Origin of the sequence: Neobacillus drentensis NBRC 102427 (assembly GCF_001591445.1) — a bacterium.
Taxonomy (GTDB): domain Bacteria; phylum Bacillota; class Bacilli; order Bacillales; family Cytobacillaceae; genus Neobacillus; species Neobacillus drentensis.
In genome coordinates, this window is sequence record NZ_BCUX01000040.1 from 22,538 (window position 1) to 45,392 (window position 22,855).

A 22,855-nucleotide genomic window follows, 5' to 3' on the forward strand; every position below is an offset into this window, starting at 1 on the left:
TTACCGTTGAAATGCCCTTTAATCGTTCGATTAAAAGTGCAACAAATAGACTTTTACCTGTTATCTAGAAATAATCTTGTCGATGGAAGTTCAGCGTTAAAAAGAAAATTTGGGTTCAAAGCTTTTTTTCCATAATAAACAAAAGCTCATAAGCCTACGTTCCCTTCCTTAATATACTGTGTGTAGATTACGCCACCATTGATCTAGATTTCTCCTAGTGGATTCACCTGGGCTTAGAGTCTTCTCTCCTTACCATCAAAGTCAGTCCTCTGCATGACCACATTTATAATTCAACTTCATCTAATACTTTACTAACCAATTTTAAGGATTCGATATTTCGCAGCAAGTAAGGCACGCAAGTATAAATTATTCTTTTCCCAGATTTTCTATATTTAAATAAGACGGTAATTAATTGCTGTGCATAATACGTTTTTTCCTTATAGGATAGCGGAAGTGACTTCAACAATAATCCTAATTGTGGACCTGCATCTTTAAATCTACTTGCTTTGAAATGGTGGCTGGCAATAACTTGTAAACATTGTTCTCTAAGGCGTTCGTTTTTAAGTTTTTGAAACAATTCCTCTATGAGCGGGAAATCTTCCAATTGAACAATCTCTTTCATCAATTGTGTGATTTCTGTATTTCTGTTCATCACTATTAAACTATAAGAGACCTCTTCATTAATCGACTGCATGGCCGTCTGTAATAGCACTTTGATCATTGCTTTATCTTGCTTTTTCTTGTAATAAGCTAACATGCTTTTGAAGTGGTGGTCGATGATGCCTTGATTTTGCACAATACTTTGTTCCTCTTTAGAAGATACAAGCGGCAAGAATCTGTGCATATATAATAACTCCAGATGAACCATCCACTTTTTTTGCTTCCATTCAACTTCTACATATTGTTGTTGCCATTCCTGTACATCTATTGGATTTATTTGTTTGCAAGCCTGCTGATTAAGTTGATTAATAGAAGTCAAGGTGAACTCTACATTATCCCACTGATTCTCATGAATAAAGTAACCAGCGAGCGCATTGTAACATTGGTTCAGTCTATGCAGTTTCTGAAGTGAATATCTACTGCTGATTTTCCTGTTCTCAACTAATCGTTCATAAGAATGGACTAAAGCAAAAATAGGTTGTAACAGCTCCTCATTTTTTGTAAGGATAGCTAAATAGCTACACCCTAAGACGACTTCATTCTCATTCTCAGAGGATTTTAAATAGTCTTCATACCCCATTGTTAAAGCATGGTTCTTTAACTCATATACAAATAAAGGACTCTGTAACCAACCTGGATATGGCAGAAAATCATCATAACGTCTATACGTAATAGCCGATAGTAATTGAAATGCTATTTCTATACGGTCTGTAGAAGCAAAATAAACGATGAGATCCTCGATATGGTTTCTTAATGTAAATTTAACTCTCTTTAATGGATCCTTTACACCAAACCCATACAAAGTGCTTAATATGTTTTTTTCTTGGAGTAATTTTAACCAAGGCTCGATAGATAACTGTTGATTATCTAAATAGCGTATATAATCCACCGTAAAAAAGTGTGGAAGACATTTTGGCTCACCAATAAGTGTGTTAACCTGCATGCTGTTGCGTGTGTGTAAATAATAATCCAGTTTCGTTTCCTTGTTATATCTCACTGTCATAGAAGCAACTCTTTGTTCCTCCAAGAGATGAACTAACTCCTCTTCTAGAAGCTGCAAACCTTGTTCTATATACATTTGAGAAAAGAACAGACGAATGACGTATGCAAAATCATTGCGTGGCTTTCTACGAATCTGTGGCAACCATTCAGAGATATAGTTAAACGATGTACTTGGAGATTCTTCTTCAATAAGTCGTCTTACCGTATACCAACCCTTTTCTTGATGATACTCACGATCATACTTTCGCTCACTATATTCAACATCCTCTGTGGTGTCTTCCTCTGAATAGAAGAATCCATCAAATGAACGACCTTCCCTTAATTTTATTCGCCGTTCGAAAAGTTTTTCCATTATTCGTTTACTATCCTCATCTTCAATCAGCATGACACATTTCTCATATAAAGGCTTCGGCCATGGGTAACGCATTTGACCAACCCGATTTCGGACGATTGTATCAATATTATTTGCAAGTAAGAAGTTTACTTGTTCGTTATGTCCAAGTACATAATGTGCATAAATGACATCACATAGTAGTTTTTCATATTCAGCATGCTCTAAAATGATTGATTCGACGTTTAGTAAATCTTTTTCAGCTAAATCAACATAACCATACTCAATACAAGTTAAAATCCAATCAATCCGAACCGGTAACGTTACTTTTTCATGCTCTATATCATGGAAATATCGCTCGACTAAAATGACTTCACTCAAACTTTCAAAATTAATACTAAGAAGCAATTCCTCGTAGTCCAGGCAATTTGTTCGCTGTTTTAATTCGACTAAATTCAAATTTGTTTCTTTTTCTAAGCGAAACAACTGAATATTAGAGAGATAATCTGTCAAATCAACAACTGCAGTTGGTCTAGATAACTGCTCAACGACTCGAAGGACCAAATCATATTGTTTTTCATAAACAAATAAATACAGGATATACATGTAGACAACCTGTTGTTTTTCAGGTGTAAGAAGTGGAATATAAGCAAATAACCTTTTGGAGTCCTCATCTGAAATTGGTTGATCTTGCAATAATTCCAATACAATCTCGTCAATATTCGCTAACATTTTTTTCATTTGTGTTACTAATGATTTTACCAATGTGATGTCGTCGCACCGTTCTATAGCTAAACTGAATAATTGGATGGTATATTCCAGCGTCTGCGTATGTTCTAGTTGCGCATTCAAATATGCTTGATTTTGAACAAGTTGGATGAATTGCCGACGCATATCTGCTCGATATTCAGCAACTTTATATAATTCTGCTAAATGATAGCTATAATACTGTAATGGATAATGCGATTTCGTTTCATAGTTTAATACGATTGACTCAAAGTTTTCACAGTATTTCAGCAGCCGAACATGCGCTTGAATGACAAGTTCTTTTAATTTGGGGGTATCAACTAAAAATTCTCGGAAACTCTCGTGAAATAAATAATAGGAACCATTATTGATTGTCAGAACTTCTAATATTTCATCCGCTGTTTCTTGAACATCATCTTGAAGTAACTCTTTTAATTCTCGTTCTGTTAAAGCTCGCCCACTTGTTGCGATAAACATCAAAAAGTTTTTCGGTTGTTGCGTCTTAGCCAGGCGATTCCACATCTTATTATAAAAATCTTCAATACGCTGCGGCAACTTCTTAATATCATTTTGAGGAACTTCCCCATTGGCAATTGCCTTAGCAAGCAGATTTACATATAATGCATTCCCTTTTGCTGTTTCTTTAATTTGTTTTACATAAAAATCATTATCAAGTTCATATTTACTAACCATTTTCCATAACAGCGCGCGAATATCATCCTCTTGGAGCCCTTCCAACGGGCGCTCAAGTTTATGACCTTCAATGTGCCGTACAAAATTGATAACGTCTTTGGTCGTTCTAGATGAATAATAAACAAATAGATTATGTAGTTCTTGGTATGGCAGTAATAAATAATTGGATAAACTTACTTCATCAAGCCCATCAATAATGAACACAAGTTTTATTTGCTTCTTTGCTAACTTTTCACTCGCTTCTTTTATCAGCAGCAGCACACTTGTATGCTGTTCTTCCAGCGGTTGATGGTAATCAAATGTCACCTGGCTGTATGGTTCGAGTGCCGACTTCAATTGCTTGTAAAAATGCTGAATATGATTATATTCATTCCCTCTTTTAAAATAATATTCAATGCAAACATGTTGGTGCTGACCTTTTAATTGCTCAGCAAAGCGTGTAGCAAGAGCAGATTTTCCTGAACCCGGTTCTCCTTGCATGATATAAAATCCGCTTTCCCTATTCAGAAAATCTGTCATTTTTTTTAACTCATCTTTACGTCCAACAAAATCTGCTAATAAATAATCAATCAAATAGATAAACTTATCCATCCAAGGGCTTGCAGTCTTCTTCCAATTCGCAATATTAATAATGCGCTCAAAATCTGCATAGGATTGGTCATCTTTTACTTGGGAAGCTGTTGGATAATGCAATTGCGATATGATGGAATTACGCTTCTTTAGTTGTAAATCATTAAAGAATAATAAAGAGGATTGATCTTTAATTTTGTCTGAATAAAACAGCAATGGAAACAAATCGATATATTCCCCGTACGAATCAATTAAATAAGGGCGGTCATTTGATAGTTCTTTTTTATACGGGGCCACTCTACATTCTTGGCCATCTATATGTGACAAACATTTGCCTTTTTCGAATACAACAATTGCTGTTTGTTGAAAAAATGGAGAATTTAACATTCCACATAACACTGGCCAATATTTTTCAATATCTGCTTTACAATCTTCTTCTGATGGTACAGCCCCATGTGCATATTTATTTCTCAGTTTAATCATTGATAAATAATCTTTTTCAGGTTGGTCGATTGCTATATTAAAAGAATGAAAATCACCATAAAAATGAGGATAAAATATCTCCATTAAATAGTCCTTTTCATTTTCAATTAACACATCTCGTAACTTCACAGCACCTTTAACCAAACCAAAGTTATCATTAAATAATTTTTCGTACATTAAATGATATTGTCTATATTGTGAATCATATTGATAAAGTCTCTCAATATCTTTAACCAGTTTGTATAATTGCGTGTATTTGGGTTGTGTTAGGGTACGAGGGAAAATCAAATCATAAAATATGGTTCTGCTAAATAATTGCCAATGGCCAAGAGCAGGACGCTCAATGGACCTTGCGATAATGGCCTTAACCGCATCACTAACCTCACGTTCTTTAAAATAATATCCCATCAACGAAACAGCATAGGTTTTGACGACCACTTCAAATAAATCTATCAATCGATGAATTTTACGAAATTGGCTATTTAATTCGCTTTTATACTCGTTAATCATTCTTTGGATTTGGGGATGTTGGGTATGTATGGGTTCCATAATGCTGCCTCCTACTTTCAAGGAAACCATGAGGAATATTCTCCTGTTTCCTAGTATTATAGTACTAATTATAAAGTATAAATCTATTGAAATCATACTACCATTTTTATTTAACTACCTATTTGACAACACTCTTTGGATTTTAACACTAACCTAGATATTTTTCTTAAAGTGCGAAAGTTTGTATTGACTTAAATAATCTAAGGTACCATGGGTGTGTTAGCAGTTAAGTTAAACCAGTGCACATAGTCTGTAAACTCACTGTGTAACTCATTTTACTTGATTTGACAAAATGATCCAATTAAACAATAAAGACCATTTGTCTCTGAATACTAGATAATATAGAAGCCTTTTATTCATATTAACTTGAGGATATTATGTAAAAGACTATGAATTTTTATGCCATTCTTCCGTTGAATATTTAAAAAATACATATTGTTTCTCTTTCTGAAGTTTTCATTTCAGACAAAATTAAACTACCTGTCCCAATTTAATAGGGAACAGGTAGCTTTGGTATTTTTTCTATTGTCTCATATTAATAGGATAATCTCTGTCATTCTGAAGTGTTTTTATAAACCATTAGTTAATACACCGAGTCAGCTTAATTAACTGAATTATCTTCTGTTCATCAGCCAAATCCACGATTTGAATCCCCAGTAAGTAATCAAAAATGATTTCAGCATTAGGAACTTTTTTTAAGGCATCAATCCGTTGACCTAGTTCTTGTTTAATTTGCTCGGCTTGCAGTTTATTACCTTTTTTATGTGCCATAAGCAATTTTTCTGCATACATACCGAGCTGGATGACTTTCATGGTTACCCCGCTTAGGTGAGAATCGCATATTTCAATCGCCGTATTTATATATTTAACAGCTTGTTTGTCCTTCCCTTTACAGTAGAGATAAGTAGCCATATTCCAAAAGATAAATTGCAACGGATGAGTGAAACGATAGCTCGCTTGCAAGGCTTCAACCGTTATATTTTCCTTGATTAACGATTCATACATTTGGTCTGCTAATGCGTCTGCACCATTCCATTTAGCAGCAGCCATGATTTTAAAATACGAATGATATTTAAAAATCACCTTATACACTTCGTCCTCTTTCAATGTTGCCAATAGGCAGCGAAACCCATCTGTTTCTGGTGTTAGTTTGCATGCCTGATAAAGGAAATGGATGGCTTGGTGAAATTTGTCCCCCTCACAGTAGGCCTGACTTTTGTAAAGAAATTGCCTTTCCTTATCAATATCGAGTGTAAAATGATTTAATGCATGATCAAAGTCATAGATTGCCTTCTCCAAATTTGCTGGGTCCTCATGAATCAGCATTGAATATCCTTGTCCTCTTGTCCCATATGCTTTTCCTAGCATCTCAAACATTTGTGATGCTTCTAAGGCACTTGGCGATTCTTCATCAACAATTTCAAGGAGCTGCATCATTTCCTCAAGGATGGTAATCGCCTTGGTAGAATCTTGAATAGACCCGGTAATTTCCATTAAGTTTTTTTGGTTAACCGCCCTGCGAATTTTGTATAGATTAAAATACTCAAATTTAGTCATCACATCTTTTACATATGCAAGCTGCTTCATAAAAAGGGCGTCCTGATCCTTTGCTTTCATACTGCCTTCATGAGTGTACAAGGAGTAAAGATAGAGAATGATATCAAGATTAAACTCTGGTATATTTATCCCACTTTCACTTAACAACGGCAGGAGTTCTTCCTGCATGTCAATTAACACAGGTCGAATAAACTCATAGTTTCGGTCAATTTTTATAAACGTATCGACTTTAGCCGAGATGAACCGCAATTGGATTTTCTGTCCATACTCGTCTAAGTCACATAGGTGCTTAATGGCAATCGGAAGATAGGTTTCCTTAAAGTCCTTATTTGAATCAAGATAACATTCAAAAATAACGTCACTTATATTGCCTTCTGCCAACCAGCGTTCCATTTCGTTCTTCACGGAATTCTCGAAAAAAGAGAAAATGTATAATTGATTATACAGTTCATCAATTCGCTTTTTTTGATTGTTATCGAATTTAGATGAGGTTTTGGTTAAGAAGGTATTACAAACCCCGTCTGACAGCATCAACCTTGAACTGGTTCTGGCATCATCAAAATGAATATGATAATTCCATTTGTTTTTACGTGTTAGGAATTTCCGCGCTAGTCCGACAATAATTCTCTCTCTTAATCTGTTTTCATATTCTTCTTTCACTAGAATTCCGTATCCTTTTACAATATTCTTTCTTGTAGCTACTATTATATCAAGCTGAAAATCACCATAAATCGCCGACAAGCGTAGTAAAAGCTGAATGATGCCTTCTGCGAGGACATTTAAATAAGTAGTATCACTGTCAATGATCTTAACCCGCTCTTTATTTTGAAAAATAACAAATTCCCCATTTTTCCTTCGAACTTCTTCAAGCATTGCTAGATTTTCATTGCCGCTTTCCTCATTAAAATGGATGTACTCTTTTCCAATAATCTGTCTGGCGCTTTCTTCGGTTATTTTTCCTTTTTCAATCAATACGCCCCCTACTAGAGAGGGGTTCAGATAGGTTTTGTGATCGCTGACGAAATCACCGCTTTCATCCAGCCAAAGTTCGAGACGCATGTTCTTTCCTCCAAAAATTTTATATGAATCTACGAATCTGGAAAATCACAAACCGGGCACTTTACGTACCACGGATAATGTTCAAATTCTTCTTTATGATAGTTGTCACGAAGGTGTTTAACCAGTTTATGGCCATTTCTATCACAATGCGTTCGTACCCAAAACTCACCACAGCTATGACATGAAATATGGAATTTAATGTTTTGACTCCCAGGAATCACTCTATGCTGAATGTCAGTGTCGGTACTGCCGCACTCCCAACATATAAACGGAGTCTTTTGTTCAACAAAATGATATTCAATCATCATTTTTACATATGCTTTCAGATTTCTAATTTGTCCCGGAATACAGGATATTGAACCAAAGCTTTGCCGTGGATTGCGATCAAAAAGCTGATCAACTCTATGAAAGTTTTGTGCCATCGTATGATTTAAATAGCCGCCAAAAAACTGGTAGCGATTGTCGACATCCGGGTGGATGAGAAAAGATGCATGTGATGGATGATCATGGGCATGGAAATAATTTAAATAATGATCAATGGCCACAGTGTTAATATCGTGAAACCATCCATAATGTGAACTTTGTTCCTGATAATTTCGATATTTGGCATCCAGGTAAAACCATTTGGTGATCCGTCTTTGATGATACCCTTCTCCTGCAAATACAGTCAACTCAAAGGCATAATCGGGTTTTTTCCCAGCAATGTATTCATTAAAATGAATGATTACTTCAAGTTTCTCAATATCGACGAATCCATCCTTGTATAGGTGATTCGTCTGTTTCTTTCCGTTATGCTCCATTTTAATACGGAAACCTTCTAAGTTCCCTGCCTTTGCTTTTTCCATCCTTCTACCATCTAGAAATTGGTCAATTACGTCTTTAAAAGAACGTCCAGTTGTTGTTTTCCAGCCAGTATCATGGAAGATCTTTAAGATTTGAATCAAAATCCAATATTCATATAATTCGTCTGTCTTTTTTACGATAAAATCAGTTTCCTTAAAATCGGAAGTGAATTCATATTTCTTATTGAGTTCTCTTAAGCTTTTCCATACCACGGAATAATTCTTATCATTTGTAAAAATTTGAGTGAGCTTCCAACGATTTTTTTTCTTTGTCACACCACCTAGAACAGGAAGTTGTAAATATCCATCTAATTTATCTATTAGTTTTCTTACCTTTTCATTGCAGGCTTTAATTTCTTCTACTTGGTTATTAGTTTGAATCTGCTTTGTGTTTAAACTGTTAATCTGCTTACGAATTTCTTCTTTGAATTCCCAGACTCCATATTGATTAAACCAAGACTCAAGTTCTGATTGAGTAATCGCTTTCGGTACTTCCAAACCATTAATACTCTTCAATTCTACAATGCTGATCGGATATTCGTAGGTATCTGGATAATACTCACCATTCCGGTTTTTAGCCTGATTTCCCCTTAGGGGGTCATCATCTTGGATGGAGTTTTTCTTCACAACTGCATGGATGTTCATTACACTTTGGTTATTAAGTTCAAATAACTTGTATAAAAGAAAAACATGCTGCCGATAATCTGCTGTAATAAGTTTTAGGTCTACTTTTCGCCCTTTAATGTGAACAACTCTTCGATTTTCCTCCATAATACGATATTCTAATTTCTGATTATGAAACATAAAGTCAAGCGGAAAAACACGATTCACAATATCAAACTGTGAACCATTAATCGTTGTCATTAATTGATTATGGATAAAACTCATCTTAGGTGTGAAATTCTTACTGTACTTGGCAACTTGAAAAATCACTTCAATTGTTTCGTCCTCGCTGTTTCGCTGACGAAGCTTCTTAAACATATTTCGACAATAATTCACTTTAAAAAAAGGATTCGTGCTAGAATCAGCAATCAATTCCTCTAAGTCTGTTAAGTTATTGACCCCATACTGCTCAACTAATTGCTCCACTTGGTCATCAATTTCTAATTTCTTATTGAGGCTTTCCTTAAAAATATACGTCTCTGAATCTTCCAGATACCTTTTTAGTTCTGATAACGCAAAATAAATCATTTGGTTTTCATAGATATCGGTAGATTCCGTTGGCTGTGAAGAAATTGATTTTACATTTCCTTCATTTAGCAAAAGGTTCATTACCGTTTTCGAATTGAACTTTTTAATATTGCGAATCGGTACCTTCATAAGAGTCTCTTCAATTTTCGTTTTTGGAAGTTGATTAATCCTTTGTAATGGGCTCTTTATCAGTTCAACGGCTTTTTCTATATCCTCTAATGTATGCTTCCACATGAGCTGTATCGACTGTTTAGAAGAGTTTTGTTCCATGACCAGCTCTCTTCTGATATTGAGAATATCATTAAGCATTTCCTGATATTTTTCAAAAGAAAGAGAAGATGGCAGGATACATGCTTTATAGAAATTAGGAGTTACCGGCGCTGTTGACCTTTTTTTGTAAACATTAAAGTAAAACACACCGGCATTCACTGAACCAAAAACAGCCTTATCTAAACTATTGGAATATAACCATTTTTTATCTCTGCCCTTCTTCAACTTCGGTTGATCGAAGAAAATTTGCCGTTTTTCATCATAATATAACTCTTTCTCCAACTCTTCTTTCTTTGGAGAATACTTGATTTGAAAATCACGAGAGTCCTCATCAACTTCAAGGTCTGTTAATTGAAACACAAGGACATAAAAGTAACTTCCTCTTTCCTTTCCTCGGAAATGGCTCTGCGCGACAAATGTTTTATGGCGATTTTCAATTCCTACTACCAATTCTGGGTATTGTTCGGGATTTTCAAGAAAAATCACGTCTTTATATACAAATTTTCCATTTTGAATCTGAACTTGTTCCTCATCAAGAATAAATTTGGCCATCAAAGCTTTGACTTTCATTTGCCTTACCTCCAATAGGTTAAGGCTGACAATTTATTGCTGCTGCCAGAATCATAGATTTTCATTTCGTTTAATACTGAATAGGAACGTTTTGTTCCATCATTAAAAAAGGATTGCAGTATGGACATGAGTTGGTCCAAATCGGTATCATAGCTGTCTGTATTAATTTTTGGCAAAATTAAACTTGCACCCACAATATCAAGTAAATCATTAGGCTCAAGCAGCCCTATACCAATCATTTGGTTAACAGCACGGTCAAACCGGTTGGTTAAGTGCAAGTTATACCGACGCAGCTGCTCTTTCATTGTATGAAATTTCTTTTTTTCTCTTTCACTCTTCTCACCGTTTTCAACATGAAAATCCTCAACCGAAATCTCAACTTGTTCGCGAGGGATATTTAGTATAAGAACACTTTTACGTGCCTCTTCCATTTCGATTTCGTTAACAGGGTCAATCTTCATTAAGAAGCTCCGGTCTACAACCTTTGGACTTAAGTCCTTAGTTGTTTCATCTTTATTGATCGTACCAATGAAACGAATATTCTCAGGGATTTCAAGTAAGGGTTGATAAGTTTGGATAAAATAAAGTTGTTTTTTCATTTGAAAATAGTTATTTATGTCATTTTGCCCTTGTGAGGCTAAATAAGCGTCTAATGACATATCGGCTACTTTCTCTTGAAAATAAAAATAACGTTCACTTAATTCTTCTTCTATTTCGAATTTAAAATTTTCACTGTAAAGCTGAATCTTCCGGTCTGTCTGTAGTTTACTTAAGAATTCTGCGAAATAGTACTCAATATGAGCCAGGTTCATCTCATCCAAGCAGATAAGATAGAGTTTCGATGGATTGTTTTTTGCTTCTAAAATCGCATCTAGGAAAGGAGTTGATACGTAAGTCTTTTCGATTGGATTCAAGAAACCTAACAGGTCGCTTTTATCCATCCAATTCGGCTGAACTGGGATAATACGCAGTTCGGCATTCACTGCCTTTGCGAACCCTTCAACTAAACTAGTTTTACCTGTGCCTGGGCTCCCCGCTAACACAACAAGCTGGTCGGTTCGTAATCCTGTATAAAATTGCAGTAATGTATGGGCATCATAATACAATGGCTTTTCATCATCGGTTAACAAATAATTCTTTACATGCTCGAGCATTTCTAATGGATGATCAAACTTTCTTTTTGGCTGTTCTTGTGAAATCATGGGTTGGGATTTACCTTTTGCCGTAAATAACTTAAAAGTCTCTAACTTATTTTTTACCTCTTCCAGCTCTTCAATTTCTTTCTGTAATGTTGCTTTTATTATTTGCTGTTCTGACTGTAATTGCTGCTTTAGATCTTCTTCTTTCCTTTCATAGTCTACTTTTAAATCTGAGATTTTACCTTGATTTACAGTTATTAAATCCTCTGTATATGCTAATTCCTTCCGTTTTTTCTCAATATCATATTCTATTAGTTTGTTAAAAAAGGGTTTATTGTTTTCTGTTAAATATACAATTTTCTTTTTAGTATCAACAGCAAAATCATTGAGTTTGGGTTGTTCTCCGGGATAAGCATCCAGTAAAGCATCAAGATAACCGTCAAACAATTCTGCTTTCGTAACTGTGTCTCTTTTTATTTTAATTAAGTGTGGTTCAGTTTCCTTTTTCCCACCGTATAGGTCAAGATTAAAAAAGACGTAATCCCCCTGGACAATCTTTTTATCCATTAATTCTTTGGTTACAGGGAGAGTTCCAAGTATCGTTTTGTAATCTAACCCAAACGGAAACTTCAATGGAATCAGATGCTTGTTATTGTCTATAACCATAGGATTAATAATCTCACAATTGTTTTCTTTTATAGAGTGGACTTTGCCGAATAAGCGCAGGTCATTATTTCCTACAAACTGCTCCCAAAATTTAATTCTCTCTTCATAAGACTCATCCAAATATTCTAGTAGGTCCATTGATGTATTTTGTAGTTGTTCTACCATGTTGTACCTCCAAATTTCCTATATATTATTTTAGATAAACTAATACCTAGCTTAATTAACGGCGGTCTTATTTTTTCGTAAAATGTAACTTCTTTTATTATGCAATAATATGAAATTCTCCGCATCTCTTTTCTCCTACTTTTGTTATTATTACGATTAAGAAAGTCCCCACCTAAAAGGATGGGGACTCTATCATTAGTTCGCTGCCTCTTTCTCTTCCGCCAGTAAAAATAAGACTAAGTAAACCAACACGTCCCTGACCCGAATCAGTAAGGCTTCTGTTTTATCAATCAATTCTTTAATCGTAATCGAAACGACCTTGCCATTCGGGGAGGACGGCTCATTTTCATGTACCTTGATATGAATGAAGGAGTGTGCAATTTTATTACGAATAAAATCAAAATTCGATTCACCCTCCACCACTTTTTTCCAATTATCTTTTTCATAAAAAAGATCTCGTGACAAACTATAAAGAGTCTGTAGGAACGGATTATTTTTCATTGATTGTTTAATCGGCTCTCTAATGTTTTCATAACCGATTCCATGTTGTTCATACCATATCTTTTTATAGGTAATTTCATCATTCCGCGTAACTTCCAATTCATAGTATTCTTTAATAAACGTGGCCACTCGGTCAAAAAGCCCATAGGACTGCAGGTAGCATTGTTTCATTCTTTCCACAAAAAGACCCTTCTTATCATCTGGACTCGTTTCGAAGCCTTTAGAGGACTCGAAAAAGAACTGTCTGATAATCATAAATTCATGCTTCATTAATTTATATAAGAAGCTAAAATATTCATTTCGCTCCCCAGATAAGAATGATACGTCAATATGGTCACTGCTAGGATAAAGAGAATGAAATGACGGCACAAGGGAAAGGTATATTTCCTTTTTAGAACACCACTCCTCATACGTTTCTTCCTCTGAAGGGTAAGGACCGTCTTCTATTTCTGCAAGAGAAACCGGCGGTGGTGATGTATAAGAATTTAACAGCTGATCTTCAAGCCCTTCTTCCTTAATGGCTTCAATTAATGGTTGGAATAAATGATTGCCCTGACGGTCATACATTTTGCTCATTAATTCTGCTTCAGCATCTAAATAAATCCATAATTGTTCAGGAATATACTTTCCTACTAGTGCCTCTTCCCTAATCGAACCATATTCTTGCTCAAAGGATAAATGATTAGACCCTACTAAATACCGTTCAGCAATATCCTTGGAATCCGCCAATACACCTGCCATCCACTCTAGAAGTATATGATATGGTTTTCGATCATGTTGTAATTTCAGAAACGGTAGCCAGTGCATCAAGCTTTTAACATAGCCGGCTTTATATTGAATGTCCACTTCTGGATCATCCATCCATTCGTAATATTCTTCCTTATCGGCTCGGATCGTGTCCCAGATTCTTGCATCAAGAGCATATAAATCTCTTAACTTTGGTATTAAGCTTTCAATTTCATATTCAATAAGGACCGACACTAAATCCTTATCGTCTTCCTCAGAATCCTCAATATCATTAACATTAATCCCTACCCTAATCGATGATACACGGCGCGATGACCTTCTATTTGTTGGTTCTATTAAGAATGGCAACTCAGCACTCTGTTCATGTCGATTAAGGTCAAATAAGATATCTTCTCTTGCTTCTTCACTCTTTAAGTATCCTATTAATTTTCGGGTTTCAAGTAATATAGTATAGAAGGATTCCTTGTATTTGATTCGGTCCTCTTGTAGCTGTGGATCAAGAAACTTATATTCTTTAAATGCCAGCTGTGCTTTGTCATAAGCATAACGGCTATGAGAGATGAATTTATTTTTTACTTTCTTCATAAACCGTATGGATTCTTTATAATAATCTTCATTATAAGGATAGTTTTTTAAAAATGACTGTAACTTATCAAAAAACGTATTAAGTTGATATCCATTGTAGTTACTTAAGTTTGCTGCAATTTCACAAATATTGTCCCAACGCTGTTCCTCAGTTAGAGGGCTTATTTTTGGTACCCGGTTTCTTCCCTTCATTTTATCACTCCTAAAGAAAAATCATTCTATTGTCTATATTCTTTATAATCATTATTAACACTATTTTCAGTAAAATAACAAGAATAGTGGTTAAGATTATAAAACCACTATTTTGTTGGTCCCATTTTTTAAGACCCTGCGAGTAAATGGCAAAAATGCGCGAGTATAGTAGGACTAACAATGAAGGATTTCGACTTTAAAAATAATACAAAAACCCTTAACAAAACTTGGGGTTATGCCAAAAAGCATTCTGAGGGTTTTAGACCGACAAAAAACGAAGCATCCACCGTACAATAAAAATAGGAATAAAAACAATGAACGCATTTAAAAGACTTTTTTAGACATTATCACCAAATATGTATGGATTATTTTTTAATATTGCTAGTCAAAAACCTTTTTCATCAGTTTTCCCTAAAATAAAAAACACTCACAGACATTGATATATCAATATTTGTGTGTGTTTTATCGTAATAAAATTTAACTCGTTTTCTTCAAAAAATTCCGAGTGAGGGTCGAACTGGAAACTAATTTGTCTGAAATCTATTCAATTTATTTAGATGGTATTTTATATTCTCATCACTTTTAGGATGATCCTGTTCCGTCCGCAAGTTGAATTCCATTTTCCGTAGACTGTACGTATCCTCTTCTGATAAATTGGCTAGATTAATATTTTCTTCATTTAATAATGAAAATAATGCTACTTCTGACGATTCTAGATCTATATCCTTCAAAGAGTTTCCTGTAAATTGGTAAGCCCTGATTTCAAATTTATATTTTTGAAACTCTCCCACAATATAAGAGGTCTTGTACCCAAGTTTTTTCGTTTTAGGTCCGCTGTGGGAATCGTATAATTCATTATTAAAAAATTCTAGTCCTTCATTTTCATAAATGTTGATCGTTAGCGGTTTGTTTTCTTTTCCATCTCTGGTTATGGCGATGATGATTTCAAATGGGTACTTGTTCGTTAATGAATATAAAATGTCACCATTACTCGGACATGCCCAATCTGAGAAATACTCTTCATATGGGTGACTGTGATAAGTTCCAATAAAATTGGATGTTGAAAATAATTGTCTGGAGGCTTTTAAGGCTGCTTCCACTTTTGGATTGGTTTGGACCGAATTTTTTGTTCTCTTTGCCACACTTCCAACTGGAAATATATAATCACATTCTGCATATTCCCCTTTATCTAAACCAAATAACAGCCCACTTGTTTCGGAATGTACCTTTTTGACATTCTCCGGAAAATATTGAATTGCATCTAAAATAATAGTAGAAAAGGTGTTTTGAACCAATTCCAAGTAGTTCTTTTGCTGAGCCATCATCATTTCTCCTTTATATCTTAATATTTTCACACTCTATCAATTTACAAATACTTAAACACACAAGGTTTTATATTGATTATGTTTGGCCAAATAAGAGTCCTTGGTCTGAGCATCGATCCGTACTTGCAAGACATTGGGCAACTCCTCCTTTGGCAACGGCTTCTCCGCCTGTCAAATTTCTTATTATAACCATTCTCTCTAGCGTCGGATATTCAGGGCTACTCAAAGACCATTTATTTGCAACGGCCAATTTATCTGTCAAACCAATTCCTTATAAGTCGCTTATATGTATTAGGTAATCTGTTGATTTGGTACTTAAATGGTATTATTAATTTCCTAACATATCCACACATAAATATCGGAACTCAGAATTGCTGGCAGGGAAAGTTGAGTAAGTTTTCCATTTCATCTTATGTACACTTTTCAAATAAACAGGATTTTCCCGCCCGTTTGTGGTTCCATACCCTGCTTCTTCTTTCCAGCCGCATTCCCCTGAAAGGCAATTTCCCTCAAAAAGAAGAAAATCCTCGTCTACTGATCTGCTTTTTACAGGTTGCTGCCAATACAAATGGTCATTGGTTAATAGAATAGCATATCCCATTCTATAAGGATTTTCTAAACATAATCTCTCTATCGATTTAACATCCTTTAAAAAATCATACCGATTTATGTCCTGTGCACCATGATTTTTAAGATCATATTTCTCACCATTTACCTCAACAGAAAGTTTTTTAGTCTTGTGGCGCAATTGTATTACAATTTCTTTTCCGTCCTGTTCAATCCAAAGGTCAACACGTATTCCGTTGATAGTCTTGTTTTTTTCTGGTCTTAGACCCTCTGCCCTTAATATATTATGTAAAGCCTCTTGGAAATCCCTCTCAGACCGAAAAACAGGTCTTTTCTCCGAAAGCAAAGACAATATTCTTTCGATATCTACCATGATATTACCTCCTATCAAGAAAACCTCATTGTTTACTAATAAATATATGAAGTCGGTTCTAAAGCTTTTTTTGCACGGCTGGGATGTTTCGGTTGTTTACATTTCAAAACTTCTAAACAATGAATCTCCCTCAATAAATTCTTAATCAAGGTTAGAACTTCACGAACCCTTCGTCTGAATGAACCATGCTTTCCCCAAGCAGCAATGATTAAGTCAGCATTTTTTACAGCATTCAGATTATACTCGTCATTGTCTTTTCCCACAGGATTCTTGGCAGCTATCATCACTTGCGGGTCTGTTGTCCTTATTGCGAAAAAATTTACTACTTCAAGTGAGCCAAATGAGCCATTTTCCCATCTTTTTGAGAAATCAATACAACGACTTAATGTTTGGTCGTCTTCGTATTCATCGGCTGTACTTGGGTTTAAGCAAATAAATACCACTCTCTTTTTATTTTTATCCCATGCTCTTTTTATTGAATAACGATATTCTCTCTGTTCATCAAAAATGGCCTCTTTAATCATCAAACTCTCCCCCACATAAAGGCTTTATATAAGTTTCATTTAATTACTCTTTGAAGAGATGGGGTCAGTCCCCCGGTGAAGTAAAGCCTTAACGCACCTTGGGACTGACCCTAAAATTCTTTTTCATTCTATAAGTCCACTTTTTCCTCTAATTCATTAACCCTATGATTAATCCCAAACTAAAGATCTACTGTAATGTGTTTGAAATACCAATTGATGAGCTGCTCCAGTTACGATACCTCCCGTTTGAGGAAGTGGCAAGAACACCCTTTAGCCCCTTAAGGAACAATCATCTTCAAGCAAGACAAGCATATGATTAAATAATTACCTATTGCTGAGAGGATTGTTCAGCCTATGACTGATTATAGATCCAAGTTAACTGCTGCATTTTATGCGACGATGTCGATTAGTTTTTGGGGAGTTTCATTTGTATCGACGAAGGCTGTGCTAGTTAAGCTTGACCCCTTTTCATTACTCGTTCTTCGCTTTGGAATTGGGACCATATTTTTGCTGTTGCTGTTACTAATTCAGCGAAATCGGCTGCTTATTTCCATAAAATACGTCCCACATTTAATGGTACTAGGTATTCTAGGGGTTTTTGTTCATCAGGTACTCCAAGCGACAGCATTATTAACGATTAATGCTTCCGCAGCGGGATGGCTCATCTCGTTTTCTCCCATCTTTACCGTAATCCTATCCATTTTCTTTTTGGATGAAAGATTAAGTATAATTAAGGCCGTAGGAATGTTGCTGGCAATCACAGGTGCTCTAATTGTCACAACGACAAGAAGTGGACAATCCTTTCAGTTTGCTATTAATATAGGCTTCCTCCTAATGCTTTTGAGCACATTGAACTGGGCAGTTTATTCGGTGCTCTTAAAAAGCTTAAAGATTCCTTATTCTCCTCTTTTGATAACGTATTATATGAGTTTAATAGGTTTAATTCTTACCACACCATTTATCATCAGAAATAGAGCCTGGGAATCCCTTTCCCTTTTGAGCTATACAGAATGGGCACATTTGGTGTTTCTTGGTGTTTTTGTTTCGGGAATGGCTTATTGGTTTTGGGGGAAAGCACTTCAAGTTTTAGAGGCTTCAAAGGTCTCAATGTTTCTTTATTTGGAGCCAATCACAACATTAATTGCTGCGGTATTGCTTTTACACGAAAAAGTTTTTCTCATAAGTGCTACCGGGGGACTCATAATTATAATTGGAGTGATTATTGTTAACGGCCAGCCTGTGCCTATGTTGGTCAGCTATTTAAAGAATATGCGACTATAGGAGGAGAGCTTTATGACTTTGACAAGTAAGGTGAAGACTGTCTTAGATTCCTTAATAAGTCCGTCAAAAGCCGAGTTGAAAGATGCTCTACTACAACTTGGTATAACACTTGATGATCTTGCTCACCTTCCAGAGCCGTTAAAGGGATTGCCGTATAATCGAAAACTTCTTTATAAAAACAAAGAAGTCGAGTTGCTCGTGATGAATTGGTCCCAGTTGGAGTGTGCTCCACATGATCATGGTAATTCCCACGGCTGGATTCAAGTTCTCTCTGGAACTTCCCTTAATACGGTGTACGAGATAAGAGGAAATGGCTTACCTGCAGAATTATTTCATGAATACCACCATAAAGGTAAATTTTATTATGCACCGAAAAAGGCGGTCCATAAAATGATGAAAGCTTCTAACCATACAGATATGGTAACTCTCCACCTTTATTCCCCTCCCATTACCGGGATGATTGTTTACGACTTTCAAAAATGTGCAGCCTGTGTCGTATCAGACGATTGTGGTGCATGGTGGCCAAAAGAGCAATCCCAGAAGGTAAAAGAGATACAACTTATGAAAAATGCTGCTCCTGAAGAATGATCACCAAAGAAAAGTTCTTAAAATTCGGTGCCTGTCTCAACCCGAAATATATTATTTCACACCAAAAAAGCACGGTGAAAAATCCACCGTGCTGGTAAGTTTGTATTTATAACAAAGGAAAATTTGGCAGGACTGCGTGGAAATAGAACCCACCAGACCTGGCACGCAGGTCTCAAGCAGTTTTGAAGATTGAGTGATGCAACACCGTACCATTCTTTATTTATCTACAATTGAGCTCTGATATATCTTTCCAACCCCTTATCACAACAATAAACATAACACCCCTTCATCCCCCTGGTCATTAATGTTTTGTACGTGTTCCTAACAAGTTCTACTAATGGATCCACCTGTCCTTTTTTCGGTTTAGCAGGTTTTGCACCTTTGTCCTTAAACTCATCTCTTCTTACAATGATCTGCTCAGTTTCTTCGTCATAGCCCAGATCTTTTCCAATAATCACACCGACATAATCCATTTCCAAACCTTGGACTGTATGAATACATCCTATTTGATTTGCACATTCCGGATGAATGGCCCAGTCAATTCTATTGGGGTCATTCCATGGCAATGCAAAGTTATGCTCCTCGATGAAAACATCATCAGCAAGTTTTCCATCCACAATAGCTTTGTTCCATTCCCATGCGTAGCCGGCTAACAATCTGCCACCACGTTTATTCACAATTTCCTCTTTCAATTCTTGAGGACTCGAAACCAGTTTAAAGTCAAATTCCCCTTTCAGCTTTAAAATCTCTTTATCATCGTTCAGGATACTATCTAGCCATGTAATATAATTTCCAGAACCTGAGCATCGGTATTGGGATTCAAGTTCGACAGTATGTATATCTGCTCCAAATCTAGCCGCTTCCTTCTCTACTTCTTTCACACTTCCTATATCTTTTTTAGAGATTTTCTGGAAATCATCAATAAAAAACACGCTTATTCGTGAAGATCTAATAATTTGCGTTACTTGATTTTCACCTTCAATTTTCTTTTTCATATGTCCTTGCTCTTTTAGTCGATGAGCTTCGTCACATATTAGTACATCAAAGTAATTTTCAGGTGCATGTACGTAAGAAGCCGACCCTTTAAATAAATCTCTTACTTCCACATGACTTGAAGAACCAATTAACTTTTTTCGGAGTACTTCCCTAAATGCCTGATTCGGAGTTATATACTCTACATAAGCTCTCGATTTAAGCATATAGCTCATTAAATTTAATCCAATTACCGATTTCCCGGTACCTGGGCCACCTTTTATAATAATGACATGCTTTTGGTCCGTCTGTGCCTTGAAATCGTTATACTTACTCATTACTTTTTCATATGCAACCTTTTGTTCATCTAGTAACACAAACTCTTCATTGCCTTCAATTAATGAGCCGACTGTTTCAACCAATTTTTTAGAAGGTCTAATTTTACCATTTTCAATGGTGTCAGCAATTTCCTTCCCATTCCCTTTTGAAACCAATTTCCGGATATTCCTTGCCAAGTCCCGATCATTGAATTGGAAGTACACAGGAGATTCCTGCAGATAACTGCTGTAACGCTTATCTAGCAGCGGCTCCCCGATACTAGCCATAATATAATTATGTAAATAAGCACAAGAGTGAAGTTGAATGGATGTTGAGTCACTATATAAGGACTCGTTAAAGTTCTGTAAATATCTTTTATAAGAAGATGCTTGATAGGCTGGATGAACAGTTTCCCGTTCCCTTCCTCCTAAAAAGGTCCGAACAATGCCATCTCCCTCGGAAATCTTTGCTTTCTGCCATTGTTTCAACTCTATAATGACAGCATTCTTAGTACCCTGTTCATCTTGGCCAGTAACGAGAAAGTCGATCCTCTTTTCGGATGAGGGCAGCTTATATTCTAATAGGACATGTGTATCTTCTTTTAAATCCGCATCCCTTAAAACCTTAGCCATTTGCGGAAGTGAGTTCTCCCAAGACCTCAATTCACTTCCAGAAACTACTTTGTTCATTTTGGAAAGAACGTTTTTCTGGAGAACATACCCAATTTTATTTTCGTAAATATGGTTTAAAAAATTTGAAGAGGTCTCATTATAAATAATCATTTAACTTTTTCCTCACTTTTGTTCACTGGGTATTTAATAGCGTTTTTAATCAGCTTGTGTGAGACTTCCTCTTCAAAATTAATCTCCATCTTATCTGCAAGTTGCACAAGATATATTAGAATATCAGCCATTTCTTCTTTTATATTCTGTCTTGATTCAGCGATTGCTTCTTCACTAGTTCGCCACTGGAAATTCTCAAGTAATTCATTAGACTCAAGGGAAATTGAAATGGCCAGATCTTTTTCGTTGTGGTACTTTTTCCAGTCTCGTTCATCACGGAAGGTTAAAATTTTTTGGGTTAATTCTTTCATTTTCACTCTCTCCTATGTTGCAAGTAAGGGGATCATTACTTTTTTAAAATATTTAATATTAATACCTTATTTTAACACTACAGAGAAAAATAAACATTTTAATTAAATCAAATTAAGTCATCAAGCGAAAGAACAGGTACTAATAGTTGTTCTTAGTTACTTAACTTTTCATTAAGTCAATTTGCTCACAAATTTGATATTTCTAAATTCTCCTCTTCCATCACTTCTTCACTGTCAAGAACATGACCGTTTTCCAATGTTTCGTAGTATTTTTTATATAAAACTTCCATTAATAGTTCATTTTTTGTAGTGTTTCTGATACTTTTAATTTTTGATCCATATTTTCTTGATAAACAAAAATATCCGAATCAAATTCATCACTGATAAATATAACGGGATTTCTGATATTCGAATAAGAAGAAATTTTCATTCTCTCCATCATATTCGGAGGTTTACTCAGAGGATACCTTCCTACCTTTCCTATTACAAACTTTACAAAAATGATATCTGTGGCACTTCTCACTAAATTCTTCATTTGATAGGTAATCCCCACACCCAATACAGAAAGGCAGATGTCTCCCTTTCATTTTTCCCTCCTAAAATACCCCGCTATGGCAGGAATAATCTCGAATTCCTTTCTCATTTCGCGAAACGAAATGGCACTATACCCTCTAGAAAGCTGGTAATCTAATGAATATTCATGACAGTTCAATGGGGATTGATTAAATGTTTTTAGATAGAACTGGATTGCCTCATTCTTGCCGGCTGCATAGATAAAGACAAAATCCTTCTTTGTCATCTTCAGGGAGTAGATGCCCACTTTCGTCATACCTAGCACATTTTTATGAACCAATTCCTTTACTTTCTGGTTGTCGATTTGTTGGAAGTTAATTTGTGAAACGTCGTCCTCTAATGAAATTTTCTTTTCGGTAGCAAATGGTAGATGCAGTGGGCCAATGAGGATTCTGCTAACTGGATAGACTCTAAATAAAGATCATTAACAAGCATGTCCTAACACCTCCATTTAAGTGATGTTCGATGGCACTTTCTCATAGGCAATGGTTACAATGGCTATTCCTTTTGGTCCTCAATCCTTCCTGTATGTTCGTTGTAATTCACAAGCGCTGAACCAACTGGACCATTTCGGTTTTTCGAGACAATGATTTCAAGAGATTTATTCTGAGTTTCCTTGTTATAATACGCTTCACGATACAGGAACAGAATGACATCGGCATCCTGTTCCACGCTGCCCGATTCACGGATATCCGACATCATTGGCTTTTTATCGGCTCTGG

16 protein-coding genes are annotated in these 22,855 nt (G+C 35.6%); 2 read left to right on the forward strand and 14 right to left on the reverse strand.

Features of this window, described 5'->3' with window-relative positions; genetic code table 11:
* Positions 1–283: 283 nt before the first annotated feature.
* The 9 genes from BDR01S_RS17860 to BDR01S_RS17895 form a co-directional block, all read right to left on the reverse strand.
* On the reverse strand, positions 284–5,035 hold the full coding sequence (locus BDR01S_RS17860) for a P-loop domain-containing protein (RefSeq protein WP_066255630.1): 4,752 nt from the start codon (positions 5,033–5,035) through the stop codon (positions 284–286).
* 579 nt (positions 5,036–5,614) lie between these two features.
* Entirely contained in the window at positions 5,615–7,651 is a 2,037-nt protein-coding gene (locus BDR01S_RS17865) for a hypothetical protein (protein ID WP_066255635.1), read from the reverse strand.
* Positions 7,652–7,680: 29 nt separating this feature from the next.
* Positions 7,681–10,524, reverse strand: coding sequence for a nuclease domain-containing protein (locus tag BDR01S_RS17870; RefSeq protein ID WP_066255637.1), 2,844 nt, complete (start codon positions 10,522–10,524; stop codon positions 7,681–7,683).
* A 5-nt stretch (positions 10,525–10,529) separates the two neighbouring features.
* Positions 10,530–12,494, reverse strand: a complete 1,965-nt coding sequence (locus BDR01S_RS17875) for an McrB family protein (RefSeq protein WP_066255640.1) — start codon at positions 12,492–12,494, stop codon at positions 10,530–10,532.
* A gap of 195 nt (positions 12,495–12,689) precedes the next feature.
* Entirely contained in the window at positions 12,690–14,519 is a 1,830-nt protein-coding gene (locus tag BDR01S_RS17880) for an LA2681 family HEPN domain-containing protein (RefSeq protein ID WP_066255643.1), read from the reverse strand.
* Positions 14,520–15,043: 524 nt separating this feature from the next.
* Complete coding sequence (locus BDR01S_RS17885; RefSeq protein WP_066255646.1) at positions 15,044–15,841, reverse strand: MPN domain-containing protein; 798 nt, start codon at positions 15,839–15,841, stop codon at positions 15,044–15,046.
* A gap of 79 nt (positions 15,842–15,920) precedes the next feature.
* The gene (locus BDR01S_RS25460; RefSeq protein ID WP_157413001.1) at positions 15,921–16,070 is read right to left on the reverse strand and encodes a hypothetical protein; all 150 of its coding nucleotides are present in this window, start codon (positions 16,068–16,070) and stop codon (positions 15,921–15,923) included.
* A gap of 102 nt (positions 16,071–16,172) precedes the next feature.
* A complete protein-coding gene (locus BDR01S_RS17890) occupies positions 16,173–16,784 on the reverse strand; it encodes a hypothetical protein (RefSeq protein WP_066255649.1) in 612 nt (203 codons plus the stop codon).
* Positions 16,785–16,819: 35 nt separating this feature from the next.
* Complete coding sequence (locus BDR01S_RS17895; protein WP_066255651.1) at positions 16,820–17,308, reverse strand: DUF1643 domain-containing protein; 489 nt, start codon at positions 17,306–17,308, stop codon at positions 16,820–16,822.
* A gap of 354 nt (positions 17,309–17,662) precedes the next feature.
* Here BDR01S_RS17895 and BDR01S_RS17900 point away from each other — a divergent pair, with 354 nt between their 5' ends.
* Both BDR01S_RS17900 and BDR01S_RS17905 read left to right on the forward strand, forming a co-directional pair.
* Entirely contained in the window at positions 17,663–18,589 is a 927-nt protein-coding gene (locus BDR01S_RS17900) for a DMT family transporter (RefSeq protein ID WP_066255654.1), read from the forward strand.
* A 12-nt stretch (positions 18,590–18,601) separates the two neighbouring features.
* Complete coding sequence (locus BDR01S_RS17905) at positions 18,602–19,177, forward strand: cysteine dioxygenase (protein ID WP_066255657.1); 576 nt, start codon at positions 18,602–18,604, stop codon at positions 19,175–19,177.
* 224 nt (positions 19,178–19,401) lie between these two features.
* On the opposite strand, the gene BDR01S_RS17910 is transcribed toward BDR01S_RS17905, so the two are convergent.
* From BDR01S_RS17910 to BDR01S_RS17930, 5 genes are all read right to left on the reverse strand, one after another.
* The gene (locus BDR01S_RS17910) at positions 19,402–21,156 is read right to left on the reverse strand and encodes a DUF2075 domain-containing protein (RefSeq protein ID WP_235846603.1); all 1,755 of its coding nucleotides are present in this window, start codon (positions 21,154–21,156) and stop codon (positions 19,402–19,404) included.
* A gap of 89 nt (positions 21,157–21,245) precedes the next feature.
* Positions 21,246–21,560, reverse strand: coding sequence for a nucleotide pyrophosphohydrolase (locus BDR01S_RS17915; RefSeq protein ID WP_066255662.1), 315 nt, complete (start codon positions 21,558–21,560; stop codon positions 21,246–21,248).
* Between the two features lie 289 nt (positions 21,561–21,849).
* Positions 21,850–22,113: a hypothetical protein gene (locus tag BDR01S_RS17920; RefSeq protein WP_218007883.1), complete on the reverse strand. Its 264-nt coding sequence runs from the start codon at positions 22,111–22,113 to the stop codon at positions 21,850–21,852.
* A 30-nt stretch (positions 22,114–22,143) separates the two neighbouring features.
* Positions 22,144–22,389 (reverse strand): hypothetical protein, encoded by a 246-nt coding sequence (locus BDR01S_RS26305; protein WP_235846604.1) that lies wholly within the window; start codon positions 22,387–22,389, stop codon positions 22,144–22,146.
* Positions 22,390–22,631: 242 nt separating this feature from the next.
* On the reverse strand, positions 22,632–22,855 hold a 224-nt coding region (locus BDR01S_RS17930; protein ID WP_218007884.1), incomplete at its 5' end, for a DnaB-like helicase C-terminal domain-containing protein.

What these genes read in the sequence shown, in the direction of transcription:
- BDR01S_RS17860 (WP_066255630.1), bottom strand. Translation starts at nt 5,035, where the DNA reads ATGGAACCCATACATACCCAACATCCCCAAATCCAAAGAATGATTAAC.
- BDR01S_RS17865 (WP_066255635.1), bottom strand. Translation starts at nt 7,651, where the DNA reads ATGCGTCTCGAACTTTGGCTGGATGAAAGCGGTGATTTCGTCAGCGAT.
- BDR01S_RS17870 (WP_066255637.1), bottom strand. Translation starts at nt 10,524, where the DNA reads ATGAAAGTCAAAGCTTTGATGGCCAAATTTATTCTTGATGAGGAACAA.
- BDR01S_RS17875 (WP_066255640.1), bottom strand. Translation starts at nt 12,494, where the DNA reads ATGGTAGAACAACTACAAAATACATCAATGGACCTACTAGAATATTTG.
- BDR01S_RS17880 (WP_066255643.1), bottom strand. Translation starts at nt 14,519, where the DNA reads ATGAAGGGAAGAAACCGGGTACCAAAAATAAGCCCTCTAACTGAGGAA.
- BDR01S_RS17885 (WP_066255646.1), bottom strand. Translation starts at nt 15,841, where the DNA reads ATGGCTCAGCAAAAGAACTACTTGGAATTGGTTCAAAACACCTTTTCT.
- BDR01S_RS17890 (WP_066255649.1), bottom strand. Translation starts at nt 16,784, where the DNA reads ATGGTAGATATCGAAAGAATATTGTCTTTGCTTTCGGAGAAAAGACCT.
- BDR01S_RS17895 (WP_066255651.1), bottom strand. Translation starts at nt 17,308, where the DNA reads ATGATTAAAGAGGCCATTTTTGATGAACAGAGAGAATATCGTTATTCA.
- BDR01S_RS17900 (WP_066255654.1), top strand. Translation starts at nt 17,663, where the DNA reads ATGACTGATTATAGATCCAAGTTAACTGCTGCATTTTATGCGACGATG.
- BDR01S_RS17905 (WP_066255657.1), top strand. Translation starts at nt 18,602, where the DNA reads ATGACTTTGACAAGTAAGGTGAAGACTGTCTTAGATTCCTTAATAAGT.
- BDR01S_RS17910 (WP_235846603.1), bottom strand. Translation starts at nt 21,156, where the DNA reads ATGAACAAAGTAGTTTCTGGAAGTGAATTGAGGTCTTGGGAGAACTCA.
- BDR01S_RS17915 (WP_066255662.1), bottom strand. Translation starts at nt 21,560, where the DNA reads ATGAAAGAATTAACCCAAAAAATTTTAACCTTCCGTGATGAACGAGAC.
- BDR01S_RS26305 (WP_235846604.1), bottom strand. Translation starts at nt 22,389, where the DNA reads ATGACGAAAGTGGGCATCTACTCCCTGAAGATGACAAAGAAGGATTTT.